19 protein-coding genes are annotated in these 21,485 nt (G+C 73.2%); 13 read left to right on the plus strand and 6 right to left on the minus strand.

What is annotated here, in order from left to right:
- Positions 1–25: 25 nt before the first annotated feature.
- The gene (locus tag CA984_RS18115; RefSeq protein ID WP_031162498.1) at positions 26–766 is read right to left on the minus strand and encodes a GntR family transcriptional regulator; all 741 of its coding nucleotides are present in this window, start codon (positions 764–766) and stop codon (positions 26–28) included.
- A 161-nt stretch (positions 767–927) separates the two neighbouring features.
- Between CA984_RS18115 and CA984_RS18120 the strand changes: the two genes are divergently transcribed.
- The 7 genes from CA984_RS18120 to CA984_RS18150 all read left to right on the plus strand — a co-directional run bounded on the left by CA984_RS18120 (position 928) and on the right by CA984_RS18150 (position 6,852).
- Complete coding sequence (locus tag CA984_RS18120) at positions 928–1,962, plus strand: SIS domain-containing protein (protein WP_086573885.1); 1,035 nt, start codon at positions 928–930, stop codon at positions 1,960–1,962.
- Between the two features lie 52 nt (positions 1,963–2,014).
- Positions 2,015–2,251, plus strand: coding sequence for a PTS sugar transporter subunit IIB (locus CA984_RS18125; RefSeq protein ID WP_012888165.1), 237 nt, complete (start codon positions 2,015–2,017; stop codon positions 2,249–2,251).
- A 52-nt stretch (positions 2,252–2,303) separates the two neighbouring features.
- Positions 2,304–2,750, plus strand: a complete 447-nt coding sequence (locus CA984_RS18130) for a PTS sugar transporter subunit IIA (RefSeq protein WP_086573887.1) — start codon at positions 2,304–2,306, stop codon at positions 2,748–2,750.
- 91 nt (positions 2,751–2,841) lie between these two features.
- Positions 2,842–3,480, plus strand: a complete 639-nt coding sequence (locus CA984_RS18135; RefSeq protein WP_086573929.1) for an HAD family hydrolase — start codon at positions 2,842–2,844, stop codon at positions 3,478–3,480.
- A gap of 45 nt (positions 3,481–3,525) precedes the next feature.
- Complete coding sequence (locus CA984_RS18140; protein WP_086573890.1) at positions 3,526–3,783, plus strand: HPr family phosphocarrier protein; 258 nt, start codon at positions 3,526–3,528, stop codon at positions 3,781–3,783.
- Positions 3,780–5,462, plus strand: coding sequence for a phosphoenolpyruvate--protein phosphotransferase (gene ptsP / locus CA984_RS18145; protein WP_086573892.1), 1,683 nt, complete (start codon positions 3,780–3,782; stop codon positions 5,460–5,462). Before CA984_RS18140 ends, ptsP begins: the two co-directional genes overlap by 4 nt.
- A gap of 91 nt (positions 5,463–5,553) precedes the next feature.
- Positions 5,554–6,852, plus strand: a complete 1,299-nt coding sequence (locus CA984_RS18150) for a glycoside hydrolase family 3 protein (RefSeq protein ID WP_242676027.1) — start codon at positions 5,554–5,556, stop codon at positions 6,850–6,852.
- A gap of 38 nt (positions 6,853–6,890) precedes the next feature.
- Here the strand turns inward: CA984_RS18150 and CA984_RS18155 are convergent, their stop codons facing one another.
- The 3 genes from CA984_RS18155 to CA984_RS18165 all read right to left on the minus strand — a co-directional run bounded on the left by CA984_RS18155 (position 6,891) and on the right by CA984_RS18165 (position 13,554).
- Positions 6,891–11,324 (minus strand): cation-translocating P-type ATPase, encoded by a 4,434-nt coding sequence (locus tag CA984_RS18155; RefSeq protein ID WP_086573896.1) that lies wholly within the window; start codon positions 11,322–11,324, stop codon positions 6,891–6,893.
- Positions 11,325–11,404: 80 nt separating this feature from the next.
- The gene (locus tag CA984_RS46285) at positions 11,405–12,034 is read right to left on the minus strand and encodes a hypothetical protein (protein ID WP_165781312.1); all 630 of its coding nucleotides are present in this window, start codon (positions 12,032–12,034) and stop codon (positions 11,405–11,407) included.
- 317 nt (positions 12,035–12,351) lie between these two features.
- Positions 12,352–13,554, minus strand: coding sequence for an acyl-CoA dehydrogenase family protein (locus tag CA984_RS18165; RefSeq protein ID WP_086573900.1), 1,203 nt, complete (start codon positions 13,552–13,554; stop codon positions 12,352–12,354).
- 82 nt (positions 13,555–13,636) lie between these two features.
- Between CA984_RS18165 and CA984_RS18170 the strand changes: the two genes are divergently transcribed.
- The 4 genes from CA984_RS18170 to CA984_RS18185 all read left to right on the plus strand — a co-directional run bounded on the left by CA984_RS18170 (position 13,637) and on the right by CA984_RS18185 (position 16,407).
- Entirely contained in the window at positions 13,637–14,281 is a 645-nt protein-coding gene (locus CA984_RS18170; protein WP_086573902.1) for an HAD family hydrolase, read from the plus strand.
- A 111-nt stretch (positions 14,282–14,392) separates the two neighbouring features.
- Entirely contained in the window at positions 14,393–14,899 is a 507-nt protein-coding gene (locus CA984_RS18175; protein ID WP_086573931.1) for a DUF6912 family protein, read from the plus strand.
- 75 nt (positions 14,900–14,974) lie between these two features.
- Positions 14,975–15,607 (plus strand): HAD family hydrolase, encoded by a 633-nt coding sequence (locus CA984_RS18180; RefSeq protein WP_086573904.1) that lies wholly within the window; start codon positions 14,975–14,977, stop codon positions 15,605–15,607.
- Positions 15,608–15,690: 83 nt separating this feature from the next.
- A complete protein-coding gene (locus tag CA984_RS18185) occupies positions 15,691–16,407 on the plus strand; it encodes an HAD family hydrolase (protein WP_031162478.1) in 717 nt (238 codons plus the stop codon).
- A gap of 181 nt (positions 16,408–16,588) precedes the next feature.
- Here CA984_RS18185 and CA984_RS18190 read toward each other — a convergent pair whose 3' ends face one another.
- Positions 16,589–18,016 carry a pyridoxal phosphate-dependent decarboxylase family protein gene (locus CA984_RS18190; RefSeq protein ID WP_086573907.1) on the minus strand — a complete coding sequence of 476 codons (1,428 nt, stop codon included), beginning with the start codon at positions 18,014–18,016 and terminating at the stop codon, positions 16,589–16,591.
- A 57-nt stretch (positions 18,017–18,073) separates the two neighbouring features.
- Complete coding sequence (locus CA984_RS18195; RefSeq protein WP_086573909.1) at positions 18,074–19,597, minus strand: penicillin-binding transpeptidase domain-containing protein; 1,524 nt, start codon at positions 19,595–19,597, stop codon at positions 18,074–18,076.
- 106 nt (positions 19,598–19,703) lie between these two features.
- On the opposite strand from CA984_RS18195, the gene CA984_RS18200 reads away from it, so the two are divergent.
- Both CA984_RS18200 and CA984_RS18205 read left to right on the plus strand, forming a co-directional pair.
- The gene (locus tag CA984_RS18200) at positions 19,704–20,624 is read left to right on the plus strand and encodes a LysR family transcriptional regulator (protein ID WP_086573934.1); all 921 of its coding nucleotides are present in this window, start codon (positions 19,704–19,706) and stop codon (positions 20,622–20,624) included.
- Positions 20,621–21,472: a serine hydrolase gene (locus CA984_RS18205; protein WP_086573911.1), complete on the plus strand. Its 852-nt coding sequence runs from the start codon at positions 20,621–20,623 to the stop codon at positions 21,470–21,472. Before CA984_RS18200 ends, CA984_RS18205 begins: the two co-directional genes overlap by 4 nt.
- Positions 21,473–21,485: the final 13 nt, after the last annotated feature.

A 21,485-nucleotide genomic window follows, 5' to 3' on the forward strand; every position in this document is an offset into this window, starting at 1 on the left:
TCCAGGGGGTGGGGGAGGGAGGAGGTCAGGAGCGGCGCGCCGGTATTTCCAGGACCGTGCGGAGCTGGTAGCGGTCGGCGCGGTAGGTGGAGACCCCGAGTTCGGCGCAGACGCCTCCGGCGAAGGAGCGTCGCTGGAGCAGCAGGACGGCTCCGCCGCGCGGCAGCTTCAGCAGGTCGGCGTCCCCGGGGTCGGCTATGCCGCCGTCGATGGTGAGCTCGCCCGCGTCGAGCACCAGGCCGTAGCGGGTCTCGAGCAGCGCGTAGAGGGAGCGGCCCGTCAGGTCGTGGGTGTCGAGGTCGGGCGCGAGGGAGACCGGGATGTGGGCCCGCTCGATGCACATGGGCTCGTCGGCCGCGGTGCGCAGCCGCTCGATGAAGTGCACCTCGTCCCCCGGCTGGATGCCGAGCTCCCTGGCGAGGTGCGCGCTGGCTCTGACCACCCGGCGGTCCAGGTCGCGGGAGCCGGGTTCCATGCCCCGGGCGCGCATCTCGTCGCTGAAGGAGGTCAGCCGGAGGGCCATCTCGATCTTGGGGCGGGCCACGAAGGTGCCCTTGCCCGCGACGCGCTGCAGCCTGCCCTCGGAGACCAGGTGGTCGACGGCCTGCCGCACGGTCATCCGGGACAGCCCGAAGCGCTGGCAGAGCTCGCGCTCGGATGGGATCGCCATGCCGATCGCCAGCTCGTTGTTCTCGATGAGGTCGAGGAGGATCTCCCGGAGCTGGAAGTATTTCGGTATCGGGCTGTCCGGGTCGATCTGAGCCATGGGATCCTCCCCCCCTCGATCTGAGATGTGGTGATGAGTTATGGTTCGTACTGGTCTAGTCCGGACTAGACCACAGGCCGGAAAAGGGTGTCAACGTACGGACCGGCGACGGATCGATAACGGCCCGATCTCGCCGGCCCGAACCGAAGGATGAGCGCTAGATGACGACCAAGATGCGCAGCGAGATCGCCGAGCAGCCCGCTGCGTTGCGAGCCACGCTGGACGCCCTCCTCCCCAGGGTCGGGGAGGTGCGGAAGCTCGCGGGACAGACCCGTCAGCTGCTGTTCATCGCCCGTGGCACCTCCGACAATGCCGCAGTCTACGGCCGTTACCTGGCGGAAGCGCACACGGGCCGCCTGTCCACCCTCGCCGCGCCCTCGATCGCCACCACCTACAAGCGCAAGCTGGACCTCGACGGCGTCCTGGCCGTCGCGCTCTCCCAGTCCGGCCGGACCGAGGAGATCGTCGAGACCCTCGCCTGGGCGAAGGACTGCGGCGCCAGTACGGTGGCCATCACCAACGGCGGCGAGCAGAGCCCCCTGGCTCAGGCCGCCGACCTCGCGCTGTGCACGCTCGCGGGCGAGGAGAAGGCCGTCCCGGCCACCAAGACCTACACCACCCAGCTCGCCGCGCTGGCCGTGCTCGGCCTCGGCCTGGGCGCCGACGTCGACGCCGCCGACCTGCAGCGGGTGCCGGACGCGGTGGAGAAGCTGATCGCGGAGCCCGGCGACCTGGAGCAGATCGTCGAGGGCCTGGCCGACAAGCCCGGCGTCGTGGTCTCCGGCCGGGGCCTGGCCTTCTCCACCGCGCTTGAGCTGGCGCTCAAGCTCAAGGAGGCGTGCTACCTGCACGCCATGGGCCTGTCCTACGCCGACCTGCTGCACGGCCCGATCGCCGTGGTCGACGAGGACACCCCGGCCATCCTGGTCGCGGCCGGCGTGGGGCCGACCCTGGCCGGCACCGTGGCGCTCGCCGAGCGGGTCACCGGCGCCGGGGCCTCGGCCTTCACCGTCGGTGGCGGCACCGCGCTCTCCTCGGTCGCCACCGCCGCGCTGAACGGCCCCGACCTCCCCGAATGGGTCGCCCCGCTCGGCCTCATCGTCCCCGGGCAGCTGCTGACCGAGGCCCTCGCGCGCAGGCTGGGGATCGACCCCGACGCGCCCCGCGGTCTCAACAAGGTGACCCAGACCGACTGATCCCCCGGCGTCGTTTAGCCTGGTCAAAGACCGATGACGACTGGAGGGCGACATGGCGGCCAACGCCGACGCGATCATCGCGGGGCTCGGTGGCGTGGACAACATCATTGAGATCGAACCGTGCATCACCCGGCTCCGTACCGAGGTGCGCGACGCCTCCAAAGTCGATCAGGCGGCTCTCAAGGCGGCCGGAGCGCACGGGGTGATGGCCGCGGGCAACATCGTCCAGGTGGTCGTGGGCCCGGAGGCGGACACGATCGCCAGCGACATCGAGGACATCATCGGCTGAGAGGCCGGGGCCGTCCCCGCCCACGCGGGCGGGGACATGCCGAGGGGGTGTGATGACCACAGTTCTGGCCCCGGTCGCGGGGGCGGCCGTGGGCCTGAGGGCAGTACCCGACCCGGTGTTCTCCGAGGGCCTGGTCGGGCCAGGAGCGGCCATCGAGCCCGCCAGGGAGCCCGGTGAGGCCGTCTCCCCCATCACAGGTAAGATCGTCAAGCTGCACCCGCACGCGTTCGTCGTCGTCGGCGACGACGGCCGGGGAGTCCTGGTCCATCTGGGCATCGACACCGTGCAGCTCAGAGGCGAGGGATTCCGACTGCTGGTGTCCGAGGGGGACCGGGTGAGCGCGGGGCAGCCCGTGGTGGTGTGGAACCCGCTGGAGATCGAGGAGGGCGGGCGTTCCCCCGTCTGCCCCGTCGTCGCGCTGGACGCGGCCGAGGGATCCGTCACCACACTCGCCCAGGGCGCCGTCCGCGCGGGAGACGACCTCTTCCTGTGGGCATGAGGCCCCGGGGTCCGTGGGTACGGAAGTCCGGGCGGCGGCCGGCCGCGGAGCGCGATCCACGAGGATGACGGACCTGGAGGCGAGGACGACCATGAAGGCTGCGCTGTTCGACCTGGACGGCACGCTGATCGACAGTGAGCGCCGGAGCCTGGCGATGTGGGCGATGCTGCTCGACAGACACGGGGTCGGCCACGACGAGGTCGTGCTGCGCGGCTTCATGGGACGGCGCGGGCGCGACGTCCTGGCCGAGAGGGCCCACCTCTTTCCCGGCCGGCGGATCGACGACCTGATCAGCGAGGTCATGTCCTTCAACGACCATCCCGGCCTGCCCGCCGTCGCGCCGGTGCCCGGCGCCGCCGACCTGGTCCGCAGGGTCTCGGCGTACGGCTCGTCGATCGCCGTCGTCACCTCCGCCTCCCTGGACTGGGCGGAGGCGCGGCTCGCGGAGACCGGGATACGCGACCTGGTGCTCACCGTCGTGTCGGCCCAGGACGTGGTCGTGGGAAAGCCGGACCCGGAGGGGTTCCTGCTGGCCGCCCGGCGGCTCTCCGTCGATCCGGCGCACTGCGTCGCCTTCGAGGACTCGATCGCCGGGATTGCGGCGGCCAAGGCGGCGGGTATGAGATGTGTGGGCATAGCGACGACCCACGCGGGCACGGAGCTCACCGCGGCGGATCTCGTGGTCGCCGATCTGACGGGGGTCCAATGGCCTCCGCCGACCGATCAGTGAGCCGGGCGGTCTAGACCGCCCGGCCGACTCTTGCAGGAGGAGCACGTGGCCGAGCGCCAAGTCACCGTCGAGTCCGAGGTCGGCCTGCACGCCCGTCCCGCGGCGACGTTCGTGCAGACCGCGGCGAAGGCCCCGCTGGACGTCACCGTCGCCAAGGGGGGCGGGCAGCCGGTGAACGCCAAGAGCATCCTCGCGGTCCTGTCGCTCGACGTCCGGAAGGGCGACACGGTGGTGATCAAGGCCGAGGGCGAGGGCGCCGACGAGATCCTGGACCAGCTCGCCCTCATCGCCTCAGCACCATGACTACGCTCACGGGGGTGGGCGTGAGTCCGGGCGTCGGCTTCGGGCCCGGTTACGTTCTCGCGTACGAGACGCCGGTGCCGGCGCCCGGCGCCCGCCACGGCGGGGACGCCGGGGCGGAGCGGGACAGGGCCACGCGGGCGCTGGAGCAGGTCGCCGCCGACCTGGAGGAGCGGGGTGTCCGGGCGGGCGGCGAGGCTCAGGACATCCTGGGCGCCCAGGCGCTGATGGCCCGTGACCCCGGCCTCGCCGCCGGGGTGGCCGGCCTGATCGACGCGGGCAAGAGCGCGGCCCGCGCGGTCTACGAGGCATTCGGCGGGTACCGCGAGATGCTCGTCGACGCCGGGGGATACCTGGGTGAGCGCGCCGCCGACCTGGACGACGTCAGGGACCGCGCCATCGCGGTGATCGAGGGCCTGCCGGTGCCCGGCCTGCCCTCCCGCGCGGCGCGGCCGTACGTCCTCATCGCCCGTGACCTGGCGCCCGCCGACACCGCGCTGCTCTCCCGTGACGTGGTGGCCGCCTTCGTCACCGAGCAGGGCGGGCCGACCAGTCACACCGCGATCCTCGCCCGCGCGATGGGGGTGCCGGCCGTCGTCGCCTGTCCGGGGGCCACCTCGATCGCGCCGGGCACGCCGGTGCTGGTGGACGGGGTCTCCGGTCTCGTACGGCCCGCGCCCTCGGAGGAGGAGGTGGCCACGGCGAGGAACGCCGCCTCCGCCAGGGACGCCGTGCTCGCCGCCGCCACCGGGCCCGGGATGACCGCCGACGGCCACGCCGTGCCGCTGCTGGCCAACATCGGCGGGCCGCGTGACGTGGACGGCGCCCTGGAGCACGGGGCGGAGGGCGTCGGGCTCTACCGGACGGAGTTCCTCTTCCTGGACCGGACGACGGCGCCGTCGGGGGAGGAGCAGGAGGCCGCCTACCTGGAGGTGCTGGACGCCTTCCCGGGCGGCCGGGTGGTCGTGCGGACGCTCGACGCGGGGGCGGACAAGCCGCTCGCCTTCCTGCCCCCGCAGGGGGAGGAGCCGAACCCGGCGCTGGGGCAGCGCGGGCTGCGGCTTCTCCGGGCGCATCCGGAGATCCTGAGCACGCAGCTGGCCGCCCTGGCCAGAGCCGCCGCCCGCTCCTCGGCCAAGCTCCAGGTGATGGCCCCGATGGTGGCCACCGCCGAGGAGACCGCCTGGTACGTGGCGACCTGCAAGGAGGCGGGGCTGCCGTCCGCAGGCGTGATGATCGAGATCCCGGCGGCCGCCCTGCGCGCCGCAGACCTGGCCGAGGAGGCGGACTTCTTCTCGCTGGGCACCAACGACCTGGCCCAGTACGCCTTCGCCGCCGACCGGCAGGTGGGCGCGCTGACCGCGCTGCAGGACGCCTGGCAGCCCGCGCTGCTCGACCTGGTCGCCCTGGCCGTGGCCGGGGCCGTCGAGCACGGCAAGACGTGCGGGGTGTGCGGGGAGGCCGCCGGCGACCCGGTCCTGGCCTGCGTGCTGACCGGGCTCGGCGTCACCTCGCTGTCGATGGCCCCTCCGGCGCTGCCCGCCGTACGGGCCGCGCTGTCGCGGCACACCCGCGAGCAGTGCCTTCTCGCCGCGCGGGCCGCCATGGCCGGGACCTCCCCGCAGGAGGCGCGTGCCGCGGCCCGCTCCCACCTGCCAGGGCTGGCCGGACTGGCCCTGTGAGCCGATGAAGTGGTCAGGTCCGGCGCCTCAGGTCGCCGGCGCGGATAGCGTGGGACCCATGGTTCGGTGCATTCGTACGACTGGTCTGGCAGTGATCGTGACTATGGTGGCCGGATGTGCCGGCACGGGAGCGGGGGCGGCCTCGCCCGCCCGGCCGGCCGCGGGGCAGGCCGGCGACACGGCCACGAGCGCCGCCCCCGCGCCGTCCGAGACGTCCGCGGCGTCCGCGACCCCGGGAGCCTCCAAGGTCGAGGCCGTGCTCGCGCGGATGAGCGTGGAGGACAAGGTCGGGCAGCTCTTCATGCCGGTGCTGTACGGCCCGGCGGCGAACACGGTGTCGGGGGAGAACCAGGCGCGGTTCGGGGTCGGCACCCCGGCCAAGGCGGTCGCCAGATACCGGCCGGGCGGGGTGATCCTGTTCCCCTGGGCGGACAACGTCAAGAACGTCCGGCAGGTCGTGGCGCTGACCAACGGGCTGCAGAAGGCGTCGCCGGAGATCCCGCTGCTGGTCGGCGCCGACCAGGAGAACGGCAGGGTCTCCCGGATGGCCCCGCTGGTCACCCCGATGCCCGGCGCCTCCGTCATCGGCTCGACCGGAGATCCCTCACTGGCCCGCAGGGCGGCCAAGGTCACGGGCACCGAGCTGCGCGCCCTGGGCATCAACCTCGACTTCGCCCCGGTCGCCGACGTGAACATCAACCCGCGCAACCCGGTGATCGGCCCCCGCGCCTACGGTTCGGACCCGAAGAAGGTAGCGCCGATGGTCGCCGCCGCGGTCCAGGGCTTCCACGACGCCGGGATCGCCAGTACGGCCAAGCACTTCCCCGGCCACGGCGACACCAACGTGGACAGCCACTCCGGACTGCCGGTGATCCAGCACTCCCTGTCCCAGTGGAACAAGCTGGACGCGCCTCCCTTCGCCGCGGCCATCGGCAAGAACATCGACGCGATCATGAGCGCCCACGTGGTCATGCCCAAGCTCGACCCGTCCGGTGACCCCGCCACGCTCTCCAAGCCGATCCTGACCGGGCTGCTCCGCGAGAAGCTCGGCTTCGACGGGGTCGTCTCGACGGACGCGCTGGACATGGCGGGGGTGCGCAAGAAGTACGGGGACGGGCAGGTGGCCGTACGGGCCGTCCAGGCCGGGGTGGACCTGCTGCTGATGCCGCCGGACTTCCCCAAGGCCTACGAGGCGGTGCTGGCCGCGGTGAAGTCCGGGAAGATCTCCACCGCGCGGCTCGACCAGTCCGTCCGGCGGCTGCTGAAGCTGAAGGCCGCGCGGGGCCTGCTGGACAGGGCGCCGGTCGCCGACCCGGCCGAGGCCGAGCGGGTGCTGCGCTCGGCCGAGCACCGCAAGGTCGCCCAGCTCATCAACGAGCGGGCCCGCTGACCGCGGGCCGGTGTTCCCCCCGCTCGCGGGCCTGCCGTTCAGTGAACGGGCGGTGACATCTCGCGCGTCGAGGCCTCGACCGCCGTGCCGAGAACGGTGGCGACGGCGGCGCTCCCGAACGCGATGGCCCACCCCACGGGCCCGAGCGGGCGGCAGCCGAAGAACCGGGACAGGCCCGGGATCGAGACGGTCAGGCCGAGAACGGCCAGAGACGCCAGCGAGGCCAGCGCGACCACGCGGTCCCGGCCGCCCAGGGCCAGTGTCTGGAACAGCTGCGCCGACACCAGCGCGACCAGCCCGACCGTGTCCGCCCGTGCCCGCGTGCCGGTCATCCGCCCGATCGACCACGCGGCGCCGGCCGCGGCCGCCGTGACGGCGGCGCGCAGGTAGATGTCACGGGTCAGGGAGGCGGCCAGCGAGGCCTCCGGCCCCTCCGCGAGCAGCCTCTCGGGGCTGGTCGCCGCCGGGGGCCGGACGGCCACCGCCATCGCCGGCAGCATGTCGGTGAGCAGGTTGACCAGCAGGAGCTGGCGGGCGTTCAGCACGTTCCGGCCGGTGAGGAGGCTGGACGCGACCGCGAAGACGATCTCGCCGACGTTGCCGCCGAGCAGGATGCTCAGGGCGTCGCGGACCGAACTCCACATGGCCCTGCCCTCGATGATCGCATCGACGATCGTCTCGATGCGGTCGTCGGTCACCACGACGTCGGCCGCCGCCCGAGCCGCCGGAGTGGCACGGGACCCGAGGGCGATCCCCACGTCCGCGGCGCGGATCGCGGGAGCGTCGTTGGCGCCGTCGCCGGTGACCGCCACGACCATGCCGGAGCGGCGCAGGCAGTCGACGATCCGGACCTTGTGCGCCGGAGTGGTCCGGGCGAAGACCGTCACGTCCGGCAGCACCTTCGTCAGGGCGTCGTCGTCGAGGTCGTCCAGCTCCGGCCCCGTCATGATCCGCGCGCCGTCCAGCACGCCGAGCTCGGCGGCGATCGCCTCGGCGGTGCTCGGGTGATCGCCTGTGACCATGACGATCCGGACGCCCGCCCGCGTCAGGCGGCCGACGCTCTCGGCCGCGGTGGGCCGGACGGGGTCGGCCAGGCAGAGGAAGCCCAGGAAGGTCAGTCCCTCGATGCGGGACTCGTCGAGGTCCCGGCGGTCGGAGGCGGGACGCTCCGCCACCGCGAGCATCCGGTACCCCTGCCGGGCGAGCCTGTCGATCTCCCCTTCGAGCTCCGCCCTGGCGGGCCCGTCAAGGGGGACGGGGCCGCCCTCACGGAGCAGGGCCGCGCATCGGGTGAACACGACCTCCGGGGCGCCTTTGACGCTCAGCAGGTGTCGCGACCCGCTCAGGCCGAGCACCGCGTGGTAGCCGCGGGCGGGCTCGAAGGGGAGCTCGTCGACCCGTTGCCAGGCGCCCGGCCCCTCCTCGGGCGTCACGCGCAGCCGCCGGGCGCCGTCCAGTACGGCACGGTCGGTGGGGTGGGGGACGGGCCGCCCGGTGTCGTGGCGAGGGCTCGCGCGCAGCGCGGCGGCCACGATCCGCCGCAGCCCCGGAACCAGCTCCTCCACGGGATGTTCGGCGCGCCCGTCGGAAACGCGCCGCAGGCCCGGCACCAGCTCCTCCACGGGACGTTCGGCGCGCCCGTCGGAAACGCGCCGGAGGCTGATGTGCCCCTCGGTCAACGTCCCGGTCTTGTCGAAGCAGAGCACGTTCACCCGGCCCAGGGCCTCGATCGTGGAGGGGGTGGGCACCAGGGTGTTACGGGTCGACAGCCGGCGGGCGGCGGCGAGCTCCGCGGCCGAGGCGACGAAGGGCAGCCCCTCGGGCACGGCGGCGACGGCCAGGCTCACCGCGGGGGCGAGCGCCTCCGACAGCGACCTGCCGCGGAGCAGGTCGGCGGCCAGCAGGACGGCGCCGGAACCGATCGCGACCGGGAGGACCCGCCGGCTCAGCGCCCGCAGCCGCAGCTGCACGCCGGTCGGCGGACGCCTGCCCGCGGTGAGCCGGGCCGTCCGGGCCGACTCCGTCGCCTCGCCCGCCGCGACGACCACGGCCAGTCCATGGCCGGCCGCCACCGTCGTGCCCTGGTAGACCATCGAGCTCCGGTCGGCGACGGCGGAGGCGCTGACGGGCGCCGGTGACTTGGCGACGAGCTGGGATTCGCCGGTCAGCGCCGCCTCGTCGATCTCCAGGCCCACGGCCCTGAGCACCCGGCAGTCGGCCGGTACGGCGTCGCCCGCGCGCAGTTCGACGACATCGCCCGCCACGAGGTCGCCGGCCGTCGCGCCCGCGTCCACGTTCGCGTGGGGACGGCGCAGCCGTACGCGGACCGCGACCGCCTCGGTCAGACGGTGCAGCGCCCGGTCGGCGGCGAACCGCTGGCCCCCGCCGATGAGCGCGTTGACGATCAGGACCGTGCCTATCAGCGCCGAGTCGGCGAGCGAGCCGACCACGGCCGACACGCCCGCCCCCGCCGCCAGCACCGGGGTCAGCGGGTTGGCCAGCTCCTGGGCGGACACGCGCAGCAGCGAATCGGGGCCGCCGGGCCCGCCCGGTCCGGGCTGGGGCCTGCGCCGCAAGGCCTCCGCCTCGGAGATGCCGGAGGGCGAGGAGCCGAGCCGGGACAGCACGTCCCTGACCGGCATGGCGTGCCAGGGAGTGCGGTCGGCGCCGACCGGAGGTGCTCCGCGCCCGGCCTCGCGGCCCGCCCACTCGCCCAGGGCGATCGCGGCCAGTGCCGTGCAGTCGTTCACGAGCTGAGCCCGGCGCACCGACGCCTCCCGCGCTCCGGCGGCCGTCAGCGTGGCCCCGACGGCCGTCCCCGCCACGCTGAGCCACACGCACCGCTCGCTCGTCCTCCTCGCCGGCGCCAGGCAGCTCAGGAGCAGGTGGATCCCGTCGAACTCGCCGATCACGTCCGCGTCCCACGGCACACGGCCCGACCGGCCCAGCACGCCGATGCCCAGATCGGCCTGGGCCAGGGCGGCCCTGGAACGCCTCGACACCACGGCGACCCCGTGACCGCCCGCCTGGAGCGCGCGGACCGACGCGGCCAGCCGGGAGCCGCCCGGCACGACCTCGTCGATGGCCATGCGCCTGGCGAGCCCTCGGTCGCCTCCCGCCAGCACGACGGTGCAGCCGCCCTTGGCCGCCGCCACGACCGCCTCCGCCAGGGGGTCGGCCTCCGGCGCCAGCCCGGCCACGGCGACCAGCCGGCCACGCCGCGTCACGCCGACGGGCCGGAGGCCCCGAGCCGCCCATTCCGGGGCGTCCGCCGGGAGGAGTCCCGCCAGGTCCGCCAGAGGCCCGGCCGCCCAGGTGCCGCGTTCCCGCCGGGCAGCGGGGTCGGTGAGATCGAGCAGGGCGTAGAGCCGCGCGTGCAGCTCGTCGGCGTTCATGTCGCCGGCGAGCGGCACGACGCGGTCGATCGTCCAGGAGCCCGTGTCGAGAAGGGCCGCGTCGAGAACGACCGTGTCTATGCCGTCCATGTGACGGAGGGCCTGGCTGTTGAGAACGACCGTGCCCCGCCTGGCCAGAGCGCGTCCGACCGCGCCGGAGAAGGCCTCCCGGCCCACCTTCGCGGCCCTGGGCGTCGTCGCGACCAGCATGGCCAGCCCCCGCCGGTGACCGGCGCCGACGATGCGGGTCAGCCCCGACGCGCCCAGCGCCACCGGGGCCACGACGCGTTCGAACCTCTCCACGGGGCTGTGCGCCAGGGGAGCCGGGCGCGGCCTCCTCGGTGCCGGGGTGTGCCGGTAGGAGCCCTCTTCGGAGGCCAGCCGCCACCCGTGCGTCTCCCATGCCCGCCGCATGCCGCGCGCCTCCGCGTAGTGGCCGGCGGCGGAGACGGACTGGACCAGCAGCCCCAGCGGGCGCAGTGCGAGCGTGCCGGCGACGATGTTCGCCGTTGTGAACAGCGCGCCGGTGGCCGGCCGGCCGAGGTGGCGTTCCAGCTCGGCGCGGACCGCCGGGGTGGATTCGGCCAGGTGCAGCAGGGTCGGGGCGGTGGGGAAGAGCGGTGGCAGGTGGGCCGCGCGTCCGGCGAACGCCAGCCCGGTCCCGACCAGGCTCGCGCCGAGCCTGAGGCCCGCGCGGGTGTGCTGCTCCACCACGCTGGACAGCGACGACCCCCAGGCCGGCTCCCGGTCCTCCCCGGCATCCTGCTCGGAGTCGAGCTCGTCGATGATCGACATCAGCTCGTCCAGGTCGACCAGGTCGACGTCGCCGCCCACGAAGACGGCGGCGAGGGCGCCGTTGACCTCCGCCCGTTCCACCCCGTCCAGCGCGAGCAGCAGCTCTTCGAGCCGCCGCGCCACCCGTTCGGTGCCCGGCCCGCCGATCGCGCGCAGGTCGATGTGGAACCCGCCGGGAGCGGACCGCCTCCCGCGAGGACGCGGCAGGGCGTTCCTTATCGCGTCGGGCACGGCGCCCCACAGCGCTTCGGTGGAAAGCGTGAGCACACGCGACAGCAACATTCGGCTCTCCAGCAGGGAAACACTCGGACCGTCAGGCTGCGGCGGCACACGGCCCGACCGGCCGTGTCACCGGACCGCCGTCAGGGCGTGGCCGCGCTCCCGCGGTCCGGGGCGGTCGCGGTCCGGGTGCCTGAGGTGGCGGTCCGGGTGGCGGGGGTACGGCCTGCGGCGGTGGTCGCCGTGCGGGCGGTCGCGGTCCGGGCGCCTGAGGCACGGCCCGAGGCGGTCGTGGTCGGGGCGGCGGTGGGCGTGCGGTCCGAGGGGGCCGCCGGCTGGAACACGGGACTCTCCGGCCGGCGCTCGGCGCGGGCACGCTGGGCGACCAGCGTCCCGACTCCGATCGCGGCCGCCACCGGCCATTCGATCAGCCCCGCCACCGCGAGCGCGCCGAGCCCGCCGTAGTAGATCATGCGGTCCGGCGGCGGGAGCAACGTCCTGGCGACGTCGACGGCGTGGCCGGCCTCCTGCCGGTTGACGCGCGGCAGGTGCGGCAGATGAAGGCGCGGCGGCCGGAACTGCACGGTCATCATCGGCAGGTTCAGCGTGAACGAGGGCCCGTCGTGCCCGTGTTCCGCCGGCTGCCGCTCCACGGCCCGTTCCGTGGGCGTCTCCTGCGCGGTCCTGCCCTCCGAGGGCTTGCGCCTGACAGGTGTGGCGGACTTCGACGATGCGGGGGCGCGTGTTTCACGGACCTTCTGGCCTACGTTCAAGGCCCCTCCTCAGAAGACGTCGAGGCATCGGTTCAGGTGGCGCGCGTGGGAGGCCGATGGCACCTCCCACGTGCGGTTATCTGGCTCTGGGGCCATCTCCATAACGTTCCTCGAACCGAGGTTCCGAAACGCGACCCACCTGGTTAACCGGACATCGAGTCATAAATCTCCCGGCTCTGTGCCGGTCCGCGGCCCTCCGCCCGGCGCATCCGCAGAAGGCCCGGCGGGAGACCCGGCGCATCAGCGAAAAGCCCGGCATCGGCGGGAGGCCCGGCACCGGCGGGAGTCCCGGCGCATCGACGGGAGGCCCGGCGGGCTCACAGGAGGTAGGGCTTGAGCTCCCGGCGGGCGACCGTACGGATGTGGACCTCGTCGGGGCCGTCGAAGATGCGCATCGCGCGGGCCTGGGCGTACATCATGGCGAGCGGGACGTCGTCGCAGACGCCCATGCCGCCGTGGACCTGGATGGCCCGGTCGATGACCTCGCAGGCCATCCGGGGGGCGACGACCTTGATGGCGGAGATCTCCGCGGCGGCGGCCCTGGCGCCGACGGTGTCGATCATCCAGGCGGCCTTCAGGGTGAGCAGCCGGGCCTGGTCGACGGCCAGCCGGGACTCGGCGATCTGCTGCTGGACGACGCCCTGCTGGGCGAGGGTCTGGCCGAAGGCCACGCGGTTGGCGGCGCGGGAGCACATCAGCTCCAGGGCGCGCTCGGCCATGCCGATCGCCCGCATGCAGTGGTGGATGCGGCCCGGTCCCAGACGCGCCTGGGCGATGCGGAAACCGTCGCCCTCCTCCGCTATGAGGTTCGAGACGGGCACCCGGACGTCGGTGAACACGATCTCGGAGTGGCCGTGCTGCTCCTGGTAGCCGAAGAGCGGCAGGTGGCGGACGATCTCCACGCCGGGGGTGTCCATGGGGACGAGGATCATCGACTGCTGGCGGTGCGTCGGGGCGTCCGGGTCGGTCTTGCCCATCACGATCATGATCTCGCAGCGCGGATCGGCCGCGCCGGTGATGAACCACTTGCGGCCGTTGATCACGTACTCGGAGCCGTCGCGGGTGATGGAGGTGGCGATGTTGGTGGCGTCGCTGGAGGCCACCGCGGGTTCGGTCATCGCGAACGCCGAACGGATCTCGCCGGAGAGCAGGGGCTTGAGCCAGCGCTCCCGCTGTCCGGGCGAGCCGAACATGTGCAGGACCTCCATGTTCCCGGTGTCGGGGGCCGCGCAGTTCAGCGCCTCCGGGGCGAGGTCGATGGAGCGGCCGGTCACCTCGGCCAGGCTGGCGTAGTCGAGCACCGACATGCCCGACTCGTCGGGCAGGAACAGATTCCACAGACCGCGCGAGCGGGCCTCGGCTTTGAGCTCCTCGACGACCGGTGGCAGGGTGTGGTCGTCGTGCCCCTTGGCGAGCCGCCACCCGTGGTAGACGGGCTCCGCGGGATACACATGGGACACCATGAAATCGGTCAGATTGGCGAGGTATTCCTCCGCCTTCGTGCTGAGCGCGAAGTCCATGGCGGTCAGTTTGGCACCACCCCTTTCCGGCTCACCCACCGGCCATGCCTAACCTGGATCCGGTTCCAGATGAGGAGGCGGGATGCTCAGGGGCGTGCTGATCGACTGGGGTGGCGTGCTCACCACGGGGCTGTCCGAGGCGATCACCGAATGGATCGTCGCCGACCGGATCGACGCCGGCCACTACCGCGACGTGATGCGCCGGCTGGTGCTGCACGCCTACGAGGGCTCCGAGACCGGCGAGAACGCGGTCCACGCGCTGGAGCGGGGTGAGATCTCCGCGCTGGACTTCGAGCGGGACCTGGCCGCCAGGCTGGTCACCACGGACGGCGTGCCGCCGGTCGCCGAGGGACTCCTGGCCAGGATGTTCGCCGGGTTCCAGCGGGTCGAGCCGATGTACGACATGCTCCGCCAGGCCCGCGCCGCCGGGCTGCGGACCTGCCTCGTCTCCAACTCCTGGGCCAACGAGTACCCCCGCGAGGACTGGGACGACTTCTTCGACGAGATCGTCATCTCGGGGGAGGTCGGCATGCGCAAGCCGGAACCGAGGATCTTCGAGCACGCGCTCGGCAGGGTCGGCCTGGCGGGGCCCGAATGCGTGTTCGTGGACGACATGGAGGCCAACATCACGGCCGCCCGCGCGCTCGGCATCGTCGGCGTGCACCACCGGGACCCCGAACTGACCATCGCCGAGCTGGAGCGGCTTTTCAGCGTGCCGCTGCGCTGACGGCCCGTGCCGTGCCCCGGATCTCGCGACCGGGTCGCCGGGACTGGCACACTCGATGGATGATCGGCGTCGAACCGGACGCCGGTGTCGGAGAAACAGATCGAGGCATGGATGCGCGTCTACCTGCCGTGCACGCTCCCCGCGCTGGCCCGTGTGGTCACCCTGGGGGAGCTCGGCCCGGCCCCGCTGACCGGCTACGCGGTGACACCCGCGTTGGTCGAGTGGTACGTCTCGGGTGACACCGAGGAACTGGAGTACGTCGCCCTGACCGAGGCGGCCAGGGCGTCGCTGCGGATGCTGGCCGCCGACCGCGCCGACGGCGTGCGGGTGGCCGCGCGCCGGGTGGTGATCGCCGCCGAGGTGCCGGACGGGAGCGTGAGCGCGGGCGCCGAGTTGGAGGAGCGTGCCCGCGTACGGCTCGCCGCGGCGATCCCGATGGCAGGCATCGCCGCGGTCCACGTGGACGACCTGTCCGCGGTGGAGGACGTCGAGGCCGCGATCGTCGCGCTCCCGGCCGCGGACCGGGGCGATGACGACGCCCGGTTCGTCCTGGACGGCGCCGAGGCCAACGAGCTGCTGTGGTACGCCACCCAGGAGATACCGGACCTGATCGGCTGAGGGCTCCGCCGGGGGCCCGCGGCGGTGGTCGGGGGATGTCTCCGGCGGCGCGGCCTGACTATCCTGGAGGGCGATATGAGACACATTGTGTGGGACTGGAACGGCACGCTCTTCCATGACATCGACGCCGTCGTCGGAGCGACGAACGAGGTGTTCGCGCCCTACGGGCTGGGCTCCTACGATGTCGACGGTTTCCGGGCGGTGTACACCCGCCCGATCTGGACGGCCTACGAGCGCATGCTCGGCCGTACGCTCCACGACGGCGAGTGGGAGAGGCTGGACCTCGGCTTCCACGAGAACTACCACCGGCTGATGCTGGAGTGCGGTCTCGCGGCGGACGCGGCCTCCACCCTGGAGAGCTGGGAGCGGGAGGGCGGCAGGCAGTCGCTGCTGTCGATGTGGGCGCACGAGCGGCTAGGGCCCAAGGTCGCCGAGTTCGGCATCGACCGGCACTTCACCCGGATCGACGGGCTGCGCAGCGCGTCCGGCGGGCACAAGGCCGATTCGATGGCGGCCCATCTCGCGGCCCTCGGCCTGGACCCCGCCGACGTGCTCGTGATCGGCGACAGCGTGGACGACGCGCACGCCGCCCAGCACGTCGGGGCGCGGGCCGTGCTCTACACCGGCGGCATGACCAGCCGGAGCGACCTGATGGCGTTCGGCGTCCCGGTCGTGGATACCCTCGCGAACGCCATCGACTACGCCTGAAACGGATGATTTCGGCATTGATGGCGGTCCGGGTACGGCCGTAGCCCGTACCCTGGGCATCCGCACCATTCCGGGAGGCCCCGATTAGCCGGCTCGTTCTCTGGAACGTCGATCTCACGCTGGTCGATGTGTCCATCGTCACCCGCGAGGCGTACGCGGACGCCTTCCGGAAGGTCACCGGGCGGCCTCTGGTCAAGCTGACCCAGCACAACGGCCGCCCGGACTCGGAGATCGTCTTCGAGACGCTGGCCATCAACGGGATCCTCGCCGAGGACGACCACCTCCCCAAGTTCCTGGACGCGCTGGGCGAGGCCTTCGGAGCGCGGCGCAAGCGCCTGACCAAGGACGGCCGGACGATGGCCGGGGCGGCGGACGCGCTGAAGGCCGTGGCCAGACTCGACGGCACGGTCCAGTCGGTGCTCACCGGCACGATAAAGAGCAACGCCGTGCACAAGCTGACCGCCTTCGGCCTGGACAGGCACGTGGACTTCGAGGTCGGCGGCTACGGCGAGGAGGTCTACCCCAAGGCCACCCTGCTCCAGGTCGCGCAGGGCCGGGCGAGGCAGAAGTACGGCGGCACCTTCGACGGCGGCAACACCGTGATGATCGGCGACTCGGCCAGGGACGTCCAGGCCGCCAGGATCGCCGGGGCGTCGATGATCGCGGTCGCCACCGGCCGCTCCCTCCCGGCCGAGCTCCACGAGGCGGGGGCCGACGTGGTCCTGCCCGACCTGTCCAACCCGTCGGAGGTCGTCGCTGCCGTGGCCGGGCTCACCTCACCGGCCCGCAAGGCCGGCTAGGCCCTCGGCCCGCAAGGCCGGCTGGACCCCGCTCCACGGCCCGCCGCCCGAGCCGCCCCGCCCGCCGTACGGGGGCCGTCCCACGCGGCGGGCGATCCTCCCGTACGGCGGGCACGGCCGTCCGCGACGCGTCCCGCATGACGCTCCCGTACGGCGAGCGGCCGTCCCGTGCGGTGCGTGGTCATCCCGGACGGCGGGCGGCGATCTCGCGGACGACCGAGGCCAGCAGGTCGATGTCGGCCTCGGTGGTGCGCCAGTTGAGGATGGCCGGTCGCAGGGCGGTCATGCCCCGGTAGGTGGTGGTCCCGGCGTAGACCCGGCCGTCGGCGAGCAGTTCCTGGCCGATCCACGCGTTCAGCGCGTTCAGCTCCTCCTCGGGAACGCCGGGCGGGCGGTAGCGGAAGCAGACCACGCACAGCCGTACCGGGGCGAGCAGCTCCAGGTCGGGGGCCTCCTCGACGATCGAGCCCAGCCGCAGGGCCAGATCGTGGTGGCGCTCGACCATCTGCCGGTGGCCCTGCCTGCCGTAGGCCCGCAGGGTCGCCCAGATGGGCAGCGCACGCGCGCGGCGGGAGGACTCCGGGCCCAGGCAGTTGTAGTTGACGTGCGGGTCGTCCTCGGCCGGCAGGTACGCCGCGCCCCACGGGCCGAAGGTCCGGCCCATGAGCTCCGGGTCGCGGACGAACGCGAACCCGCTCTCGTAGGGGACGTTGAGCCACTTGTGCCCGTCCGAGGTCACCGAGTGCGCCCGCTCCACCCCCTTGACCAGGTGCGACAGGCGGGGCGAGGCCGCCGCGAACAGGCCGAAGGCCCCGTCCACGTGCAGCCAGGCGCCGTGCCGCTCGGCCAGGTCCGCGAGGTCGTCGATGGGGTCGAAGTCGCCGGCGTTCACCTCGCCCGCGTTCCCGACGATCACCGCCGGGCCGTCGATCCGGCCGAGTTCCCGGTCCATGGCCTCCAGATCGACCCGCCCCGCCTCGTCCCGGGCGAAGACGCGGGCGCCGTCCCGGCCGCAGCCGAGCGTCAGCAGCGCCTTGCGGCTGCTGGGATGGATGTAGCCTCCGGCCAGCACGGGCATCCGCGGCAGTCCGGCGAGCCCGTCGGCCGTCACGTCGGCGCCGTGGCGCTCGCCCCACCACTGCCGGGCGCACGCCAGCCCGGTGAGGTTGGCGAAGGTCGCGCTCGGGGTCAGCACGCCGCCGTAGGACCGCGGCAGCCCGAACAGGTCCTTCAGCCACCGCAGCACGACGGTCTCCGCCCGGGTGGCGAACGGCGAGGTCAGCCAGAGCCCGCCGGCCTGGTCCAGCAGGGAGGTCACCCAGTCGCCCGCCTGGGCCGCCGGGGTGGAGCCGCCGACGACGAAGTGGAAGAAACGCGGTCCCGAGGAGTGCGTCGCCGCCTCGGTGCCGACGCGCAGCAGGCGTTCGACGCTGTCCAGCGTGCCTTCACCGCGCTCGGGGAGCGGGCCGTCGAGCAGGTCGAGCAGGCCGTCGGCCCCGTGGTCGTGCACGGGGCGCTCGCCGAGCGATTCGAGGTAGGGGCCGGCGGCTCTGGCCACCATCTCCAGCGCGACCGCGGCCTGCTCGCGTTCGTTCAAAGGATCACTCATCCTTCAGGAGAACACGTGCCGGTCGCGGTCCGCCAGCCCCTTTTCGATCTTCGACGGCTAGGGTGCCGTGAGCCCGCTGAGGAAGCGGCCCGCGATGGGCGCGGCCACCGTGGAGCCCGCGCCGCCGCCCTCCACGATCACCGAGAACGCCAGGTCGTCCCGGTAGCCGATGAACCACGCGTGGGACGGCGGCTCCTTGCCCGAGCCGAACTCGGCGGTGCCGGTCTTGCCCGCCGTACCCGGGGGGAAGGAGACCGCGCTCGCGGTGCCCTCCACCACCACCGCGGGCATCAGCGTGCGCAGCGCCCGCACCACTCCCGGCTCCAGTTTCCTCGGCTGGACCGGCGGCAGCAGGTCCGCGGCCACCAGCCGGGGCGGGCGCCAGGAGCCGTCGGCGATCGCCGCCGCCACGGTCGCCATGTTCAGCGGGCTCGTCAGGACGCGGCCCTGCCCGATCGAGGCCGACGCGAGGTCGGTGTCGTCCTTCGGGTCGGGGAACTGCGCCCGCACGGCGGGCACTCCGGGGTCCACCGGGCCTCCGAACCCGAAGCTCGCCGCTACCGTGGCCAGCCGCTTCCCGCCGAGCCGCTCCACGCTGAGCTGCCCGAACGTGGTGTTGCACGAGTGGGCGAACGCCTCGCGCAGCGCGATCGTGCCGTAGTCCTTGAACCCGGCGTTGTGGAAGGGGAAGCCGCCGATGTTCCGCTCGGCCGGGCAGGGCACGAGCCCGCCGGCGGTCATGCCGTCGGCGATCAGGGCCGAGGCCGTGACCACCTTGAAGGTCGAGCCGGGAGGGTAGTGGCCGAGCAGCGCCCGGTTGAACCCGCCGGGCTTGTTGACCACGGCCAGGACCTCGCCGGTCGAGGGCCGGAGCGCGACCAGGGAGGCGGGCTTGTCCACCGTGTCCAAGGCCGCGGCGGCGGCCCGGTGGACGCGCAGGTCGATCGTGGTCCGCAGCTCCTCGCCGGGCTTGGCCTCGGCGGTGGCGAGCGTGGCGACCTGCTTGTCTCCCCGGACCAGGTCCACCCGGGCCGAGGAGGTGCCGGTGAGCCGGGAGGCGTACTTCTCCCTGAGCCCCTCGACGAGCTGCTGGACCGAGCCCGGCGCGGTGGCGGTGTCGACGCGGGTCCCGTCGGCGGCCAGGATCGGCGCCTGCTCGGCCTTGACCAGCACGGTCTTGAACCGCAGTCCGGGTTCGAGCCGGGGATGGATCGCCGCCGGGCTCCACTTCACCCGCCAGGCCCGCTCGTGCTCGACCAGTGCCAGGGAGCCGTCGTAGGCCCAGTCCACCGGCCCGTCCAGTTCGGCGTGGAAGGCGACCTCGGCGTCGGTGCTCCCGGTGACCTCGAAGCCGGCCCCCGACAGCTTCAGATCGGTCCGGAACCGCTTGTACCAGCGGTCGAAGTCGCCGGGCGGCTCGACCGTGAGCGCCCGCATCGCCGGGTAGTCCTGCCTGCCCCAGGCCGCCAGGAACTCCTGGGCCGTCTGCTCGGCCGATCCCCGGGTGCTCAGCGCCCACACGCCTCCGCCGACCACGGCGACCGGCACCAGTACGGCCGCCGCCAGGTATTTCAGCTTCATCAATCGTCCCCTTGTCTCGCAGACCGAGAAGACCAGAGACATGTCCTTGATGTCCAATATTGGTATGCGGCCATTATCAATACAGAAACGGATATAGTTGCTGTTCATGGATCTCGTGCGACATCTGCGCTACTTCACGGTCGTCGCCGAAGAACTGCATTTCGGCAACGCGGCGGTCCGGCTCGGCATGGCCCAGCCGCCGCTCAGCCAGCGCATCCGGCGGCTGGAGGAGGAGCTCGGCGTACGGCTGTTCGACCGGTCCAGCCGCCAGGTCCGGCTGACCGAGCCGGGCCGGCTGCTGCTGGCCGAGGCCCGCGAGATCGTCGCACGGGTGGACCGGCTGCGTGACCTGGCCGGGCAGGGGGAGCGCGAGGTGCTCCGCGTGGGGGTCACCCCCGATCTGGGGTCCGCGCTGATCGCGGCGCTGATCGCCGGGTTCCGCGACCGCGCGCCCGACGTACGGCCCGCGCCCGCCGAGATGTGGAGCGCCGACCAGGTCATCGCGCTCACCGACGGCACCCTCGACGTGGGCCTGCTCCGCCACCCGGTGACCGCCCCCGGGCTGAGCTTCGGCCCGGTGCTCGTCCAGCGCCCCGGCGTGGTGCTGGCCGAGACCGATCCGCTCGCGGCGATGTCGTCGGTACACCTGGCCGACCTGGCGGGCCGGCAGCTCGTCCTCTTCCCCCGGGAGCCCGGCCTGCACGAGGAGACGCTCGCGGAGTGCCGTCACCACGGGTTCGTCCCGGAGAAAGTACACGAGGCGCAGACCCTCGGACTGGTCCTGGCCGGTACGGCCGTCGCCTTCGGGCCCCGGGTGGAGCTGCCCGGACTCCGATGGAGGCCGCTGCTGGGCAGTCCCCTCGCGTGGCGGATCTCCACGGCCTGGCGGGGAGCGGCGGCGGACGCTGCCGTAGCCTTCGGGGCGGTGGCCGTAGGAGTGCTGAAGGAGAATGCCGGGATGACCGATGACGGTGTGGCGCCTGCGCGGCGCGTCCGTGCCAGGCCGGCCTCAGGATTCCTGGCGTGACCGACCTCGGCGGCCTGTTCCGCGCGGCCGGGGTGACCGGGTTCCTGCACGCGGTGGACCTGGACACCGGGGCCGAGGTCGCCCACGACGCCGACGAGCCCGTGGTCATGGCCTCGGTGTTCAAGCTGGCGCTGCTGGTGGAGTTCTTCCGGCAGGCGGACGCGGGACTGCTGGACGTGACCGAACGGGTCACGGTCATGGCGGACCGCCACACTCCCGGGCCCACCGGGGTGTCGGCCATGGCCGACGACGTGACGATGTCCCTGCGCGACCTGGCGTACCTGATGATCGCGGTGAGCGACAACACCGCCGCCGACACCCTGGCCGGCAGGGTCGGCCTGTCGGCGGTCAACACCATGCTCGCCGCCGAGGGCCTGGACGGGACGTGGGTCGAGCACGACTGCCGGGGCCTGTTCGCCAGCATCGTCGAGGACGCCGGACAGGAGGAGATGCCCACCGACCCCGCGGTGATCACCCGGCTCCGGGCACTGGACCCGGCACGCACCAGCCGGAGCACCCCGCGCGACATGACCCGGCTGCTCGGCATGGTCTGGCGCGACGAGGCGGCCTCGGCCGCCTCGTGCGCCTCGATGCGCAGGCTGCTCGGCCTGCAGGTCTGGCCGCACCGGCTCGCCGCCGGATTCCCCTACGACGACGTCGCGGTCAGCGGCAAGACCGGCACGCTGCCCACGGTCCGCAACGAGGTCGGCGTGGTGGAGTACCCCGACGGCGGTCGCTACGCGGTCGCGGTCTTCACCCGCTCCTACGGCACCGCGCAGAACCAGCCCCGCGCCGACGCGGTGATCGGCACCGCGGCGCGGGCCGCCGTGGAACGGCTACGTGGGTGAGCCACACCGCGGA

Source organism: Streptosporangium minutum (genome assembly GCF_002149035.1).
GTDB classification, from domain to species: domain Bacteria; phylum Actinomycetota; class Actinomycetes; order Streptosporangiales; family Streptosporangiaceae; genus Streptosporangium; species Streptosporangium minutum.

Excerpts from the sequence above, each read along its gene's own strand:
- CA984_RS18115 (WP_031162498.1), bottom strand. The coding sequence starts at position 766 with ATGGCTCAGATCGACCCGGACAGCCCGATACCGAAATACTTCCAGCTC.
- CA984_RS18120 (WP_086573885.1), top strand. The coding sequence starts at position 928 with ATGACGACCAAGATGCGCAGCGAGATCGCCGAGCAGCCCGCTGCGTTG.
- CA984_RS18125 (WP_012888165.1), top strand. The coding sequence starts at position 2,015 with ATGGCGGCCAACGCCGACGCGATCATCGCGGGGCTCGGTGGCGTGGAC.
- CA984_RS18130 (WP_086573887.1), top strand. The coding sequence starts at position 2,304 with ATGACCACAGTTCTGGCCCCGGTCGCGGGGGCGGCCGTGGGCCTGAGG.
- CA984_RS18135 (WP_086573929.1), top strand. The coding sequence starts at position 2,842 with ATGAAGGCTGCGCTGTTCGACCTGGACGGCACGCTGATCGACAGTGAG.
- ptsP (WP_086573892.1), top strand. The coding sequence starts at position 3,780 with ATGACTACGCTCACGGGGGTGGGCGTGAGTCCGGGCGTCGGCTTCGGG.
- CA984_RS18155 (WP_086573896.1), bottom strand. The coding sequence starts at position 11,324 with ATGTTGCTGTCGCGTGTGCTCACGCTTTCCACCGAAGCGCTGTGGGGC.
- CA984_RS18165 (WP_086573900.1), bottom strand. The coding sequence starts at position 13,554 with ATGGACTTCGCGCTCAGCACGAAGGCGGAGGAATACCTCGCCAATCTG.
- CA984_RS18170 (WP_086573902.1), top strand. The coding sequence starts at position 13,637 with ATGCTCAGGGGCGTGCTGATCGACTGGGGTGGCGTGCTCACCACGGGG.
- CA984_RS18175 (WP_086573931.1), top strand. The coding sequence starts at position 14,393 with ATGCGCGTCTACCTGCCGTGCACGCTCCCCGCGCTGGCCCGTGTGGTC.
- CA984_RS18180 (WP_086573904.1), top strand. The coding sequence starts at position 14,975 with ATGAGACACATTGTGTGGGACTGGAACGGCACGCTCTTCCATGACATC.
- CA984_RS18190 (WP_086573907.1), bottom strand. The coding sequence starts at position 18,016 with ATGAGTGATCCTTTGAACGAACGCGAGCAGGCCGCGGTCGCGCTGGAG.
- CA984_RS18195 (WP_086573909.1), bottom strand. The coding sequence starts at position 19,597 with ATGAAGCTGAAATACCTGGCGGCGGCCGTACTGGTGCCGGTCGCCGTG.
- CA984_RS18200 (WP_086573934.1), top strand. The coding sequence starts at position 19,704 with ATGGATCTCGTGCGACATCTGCGCTACTTCACGGTCGTCGCCGAAGAA.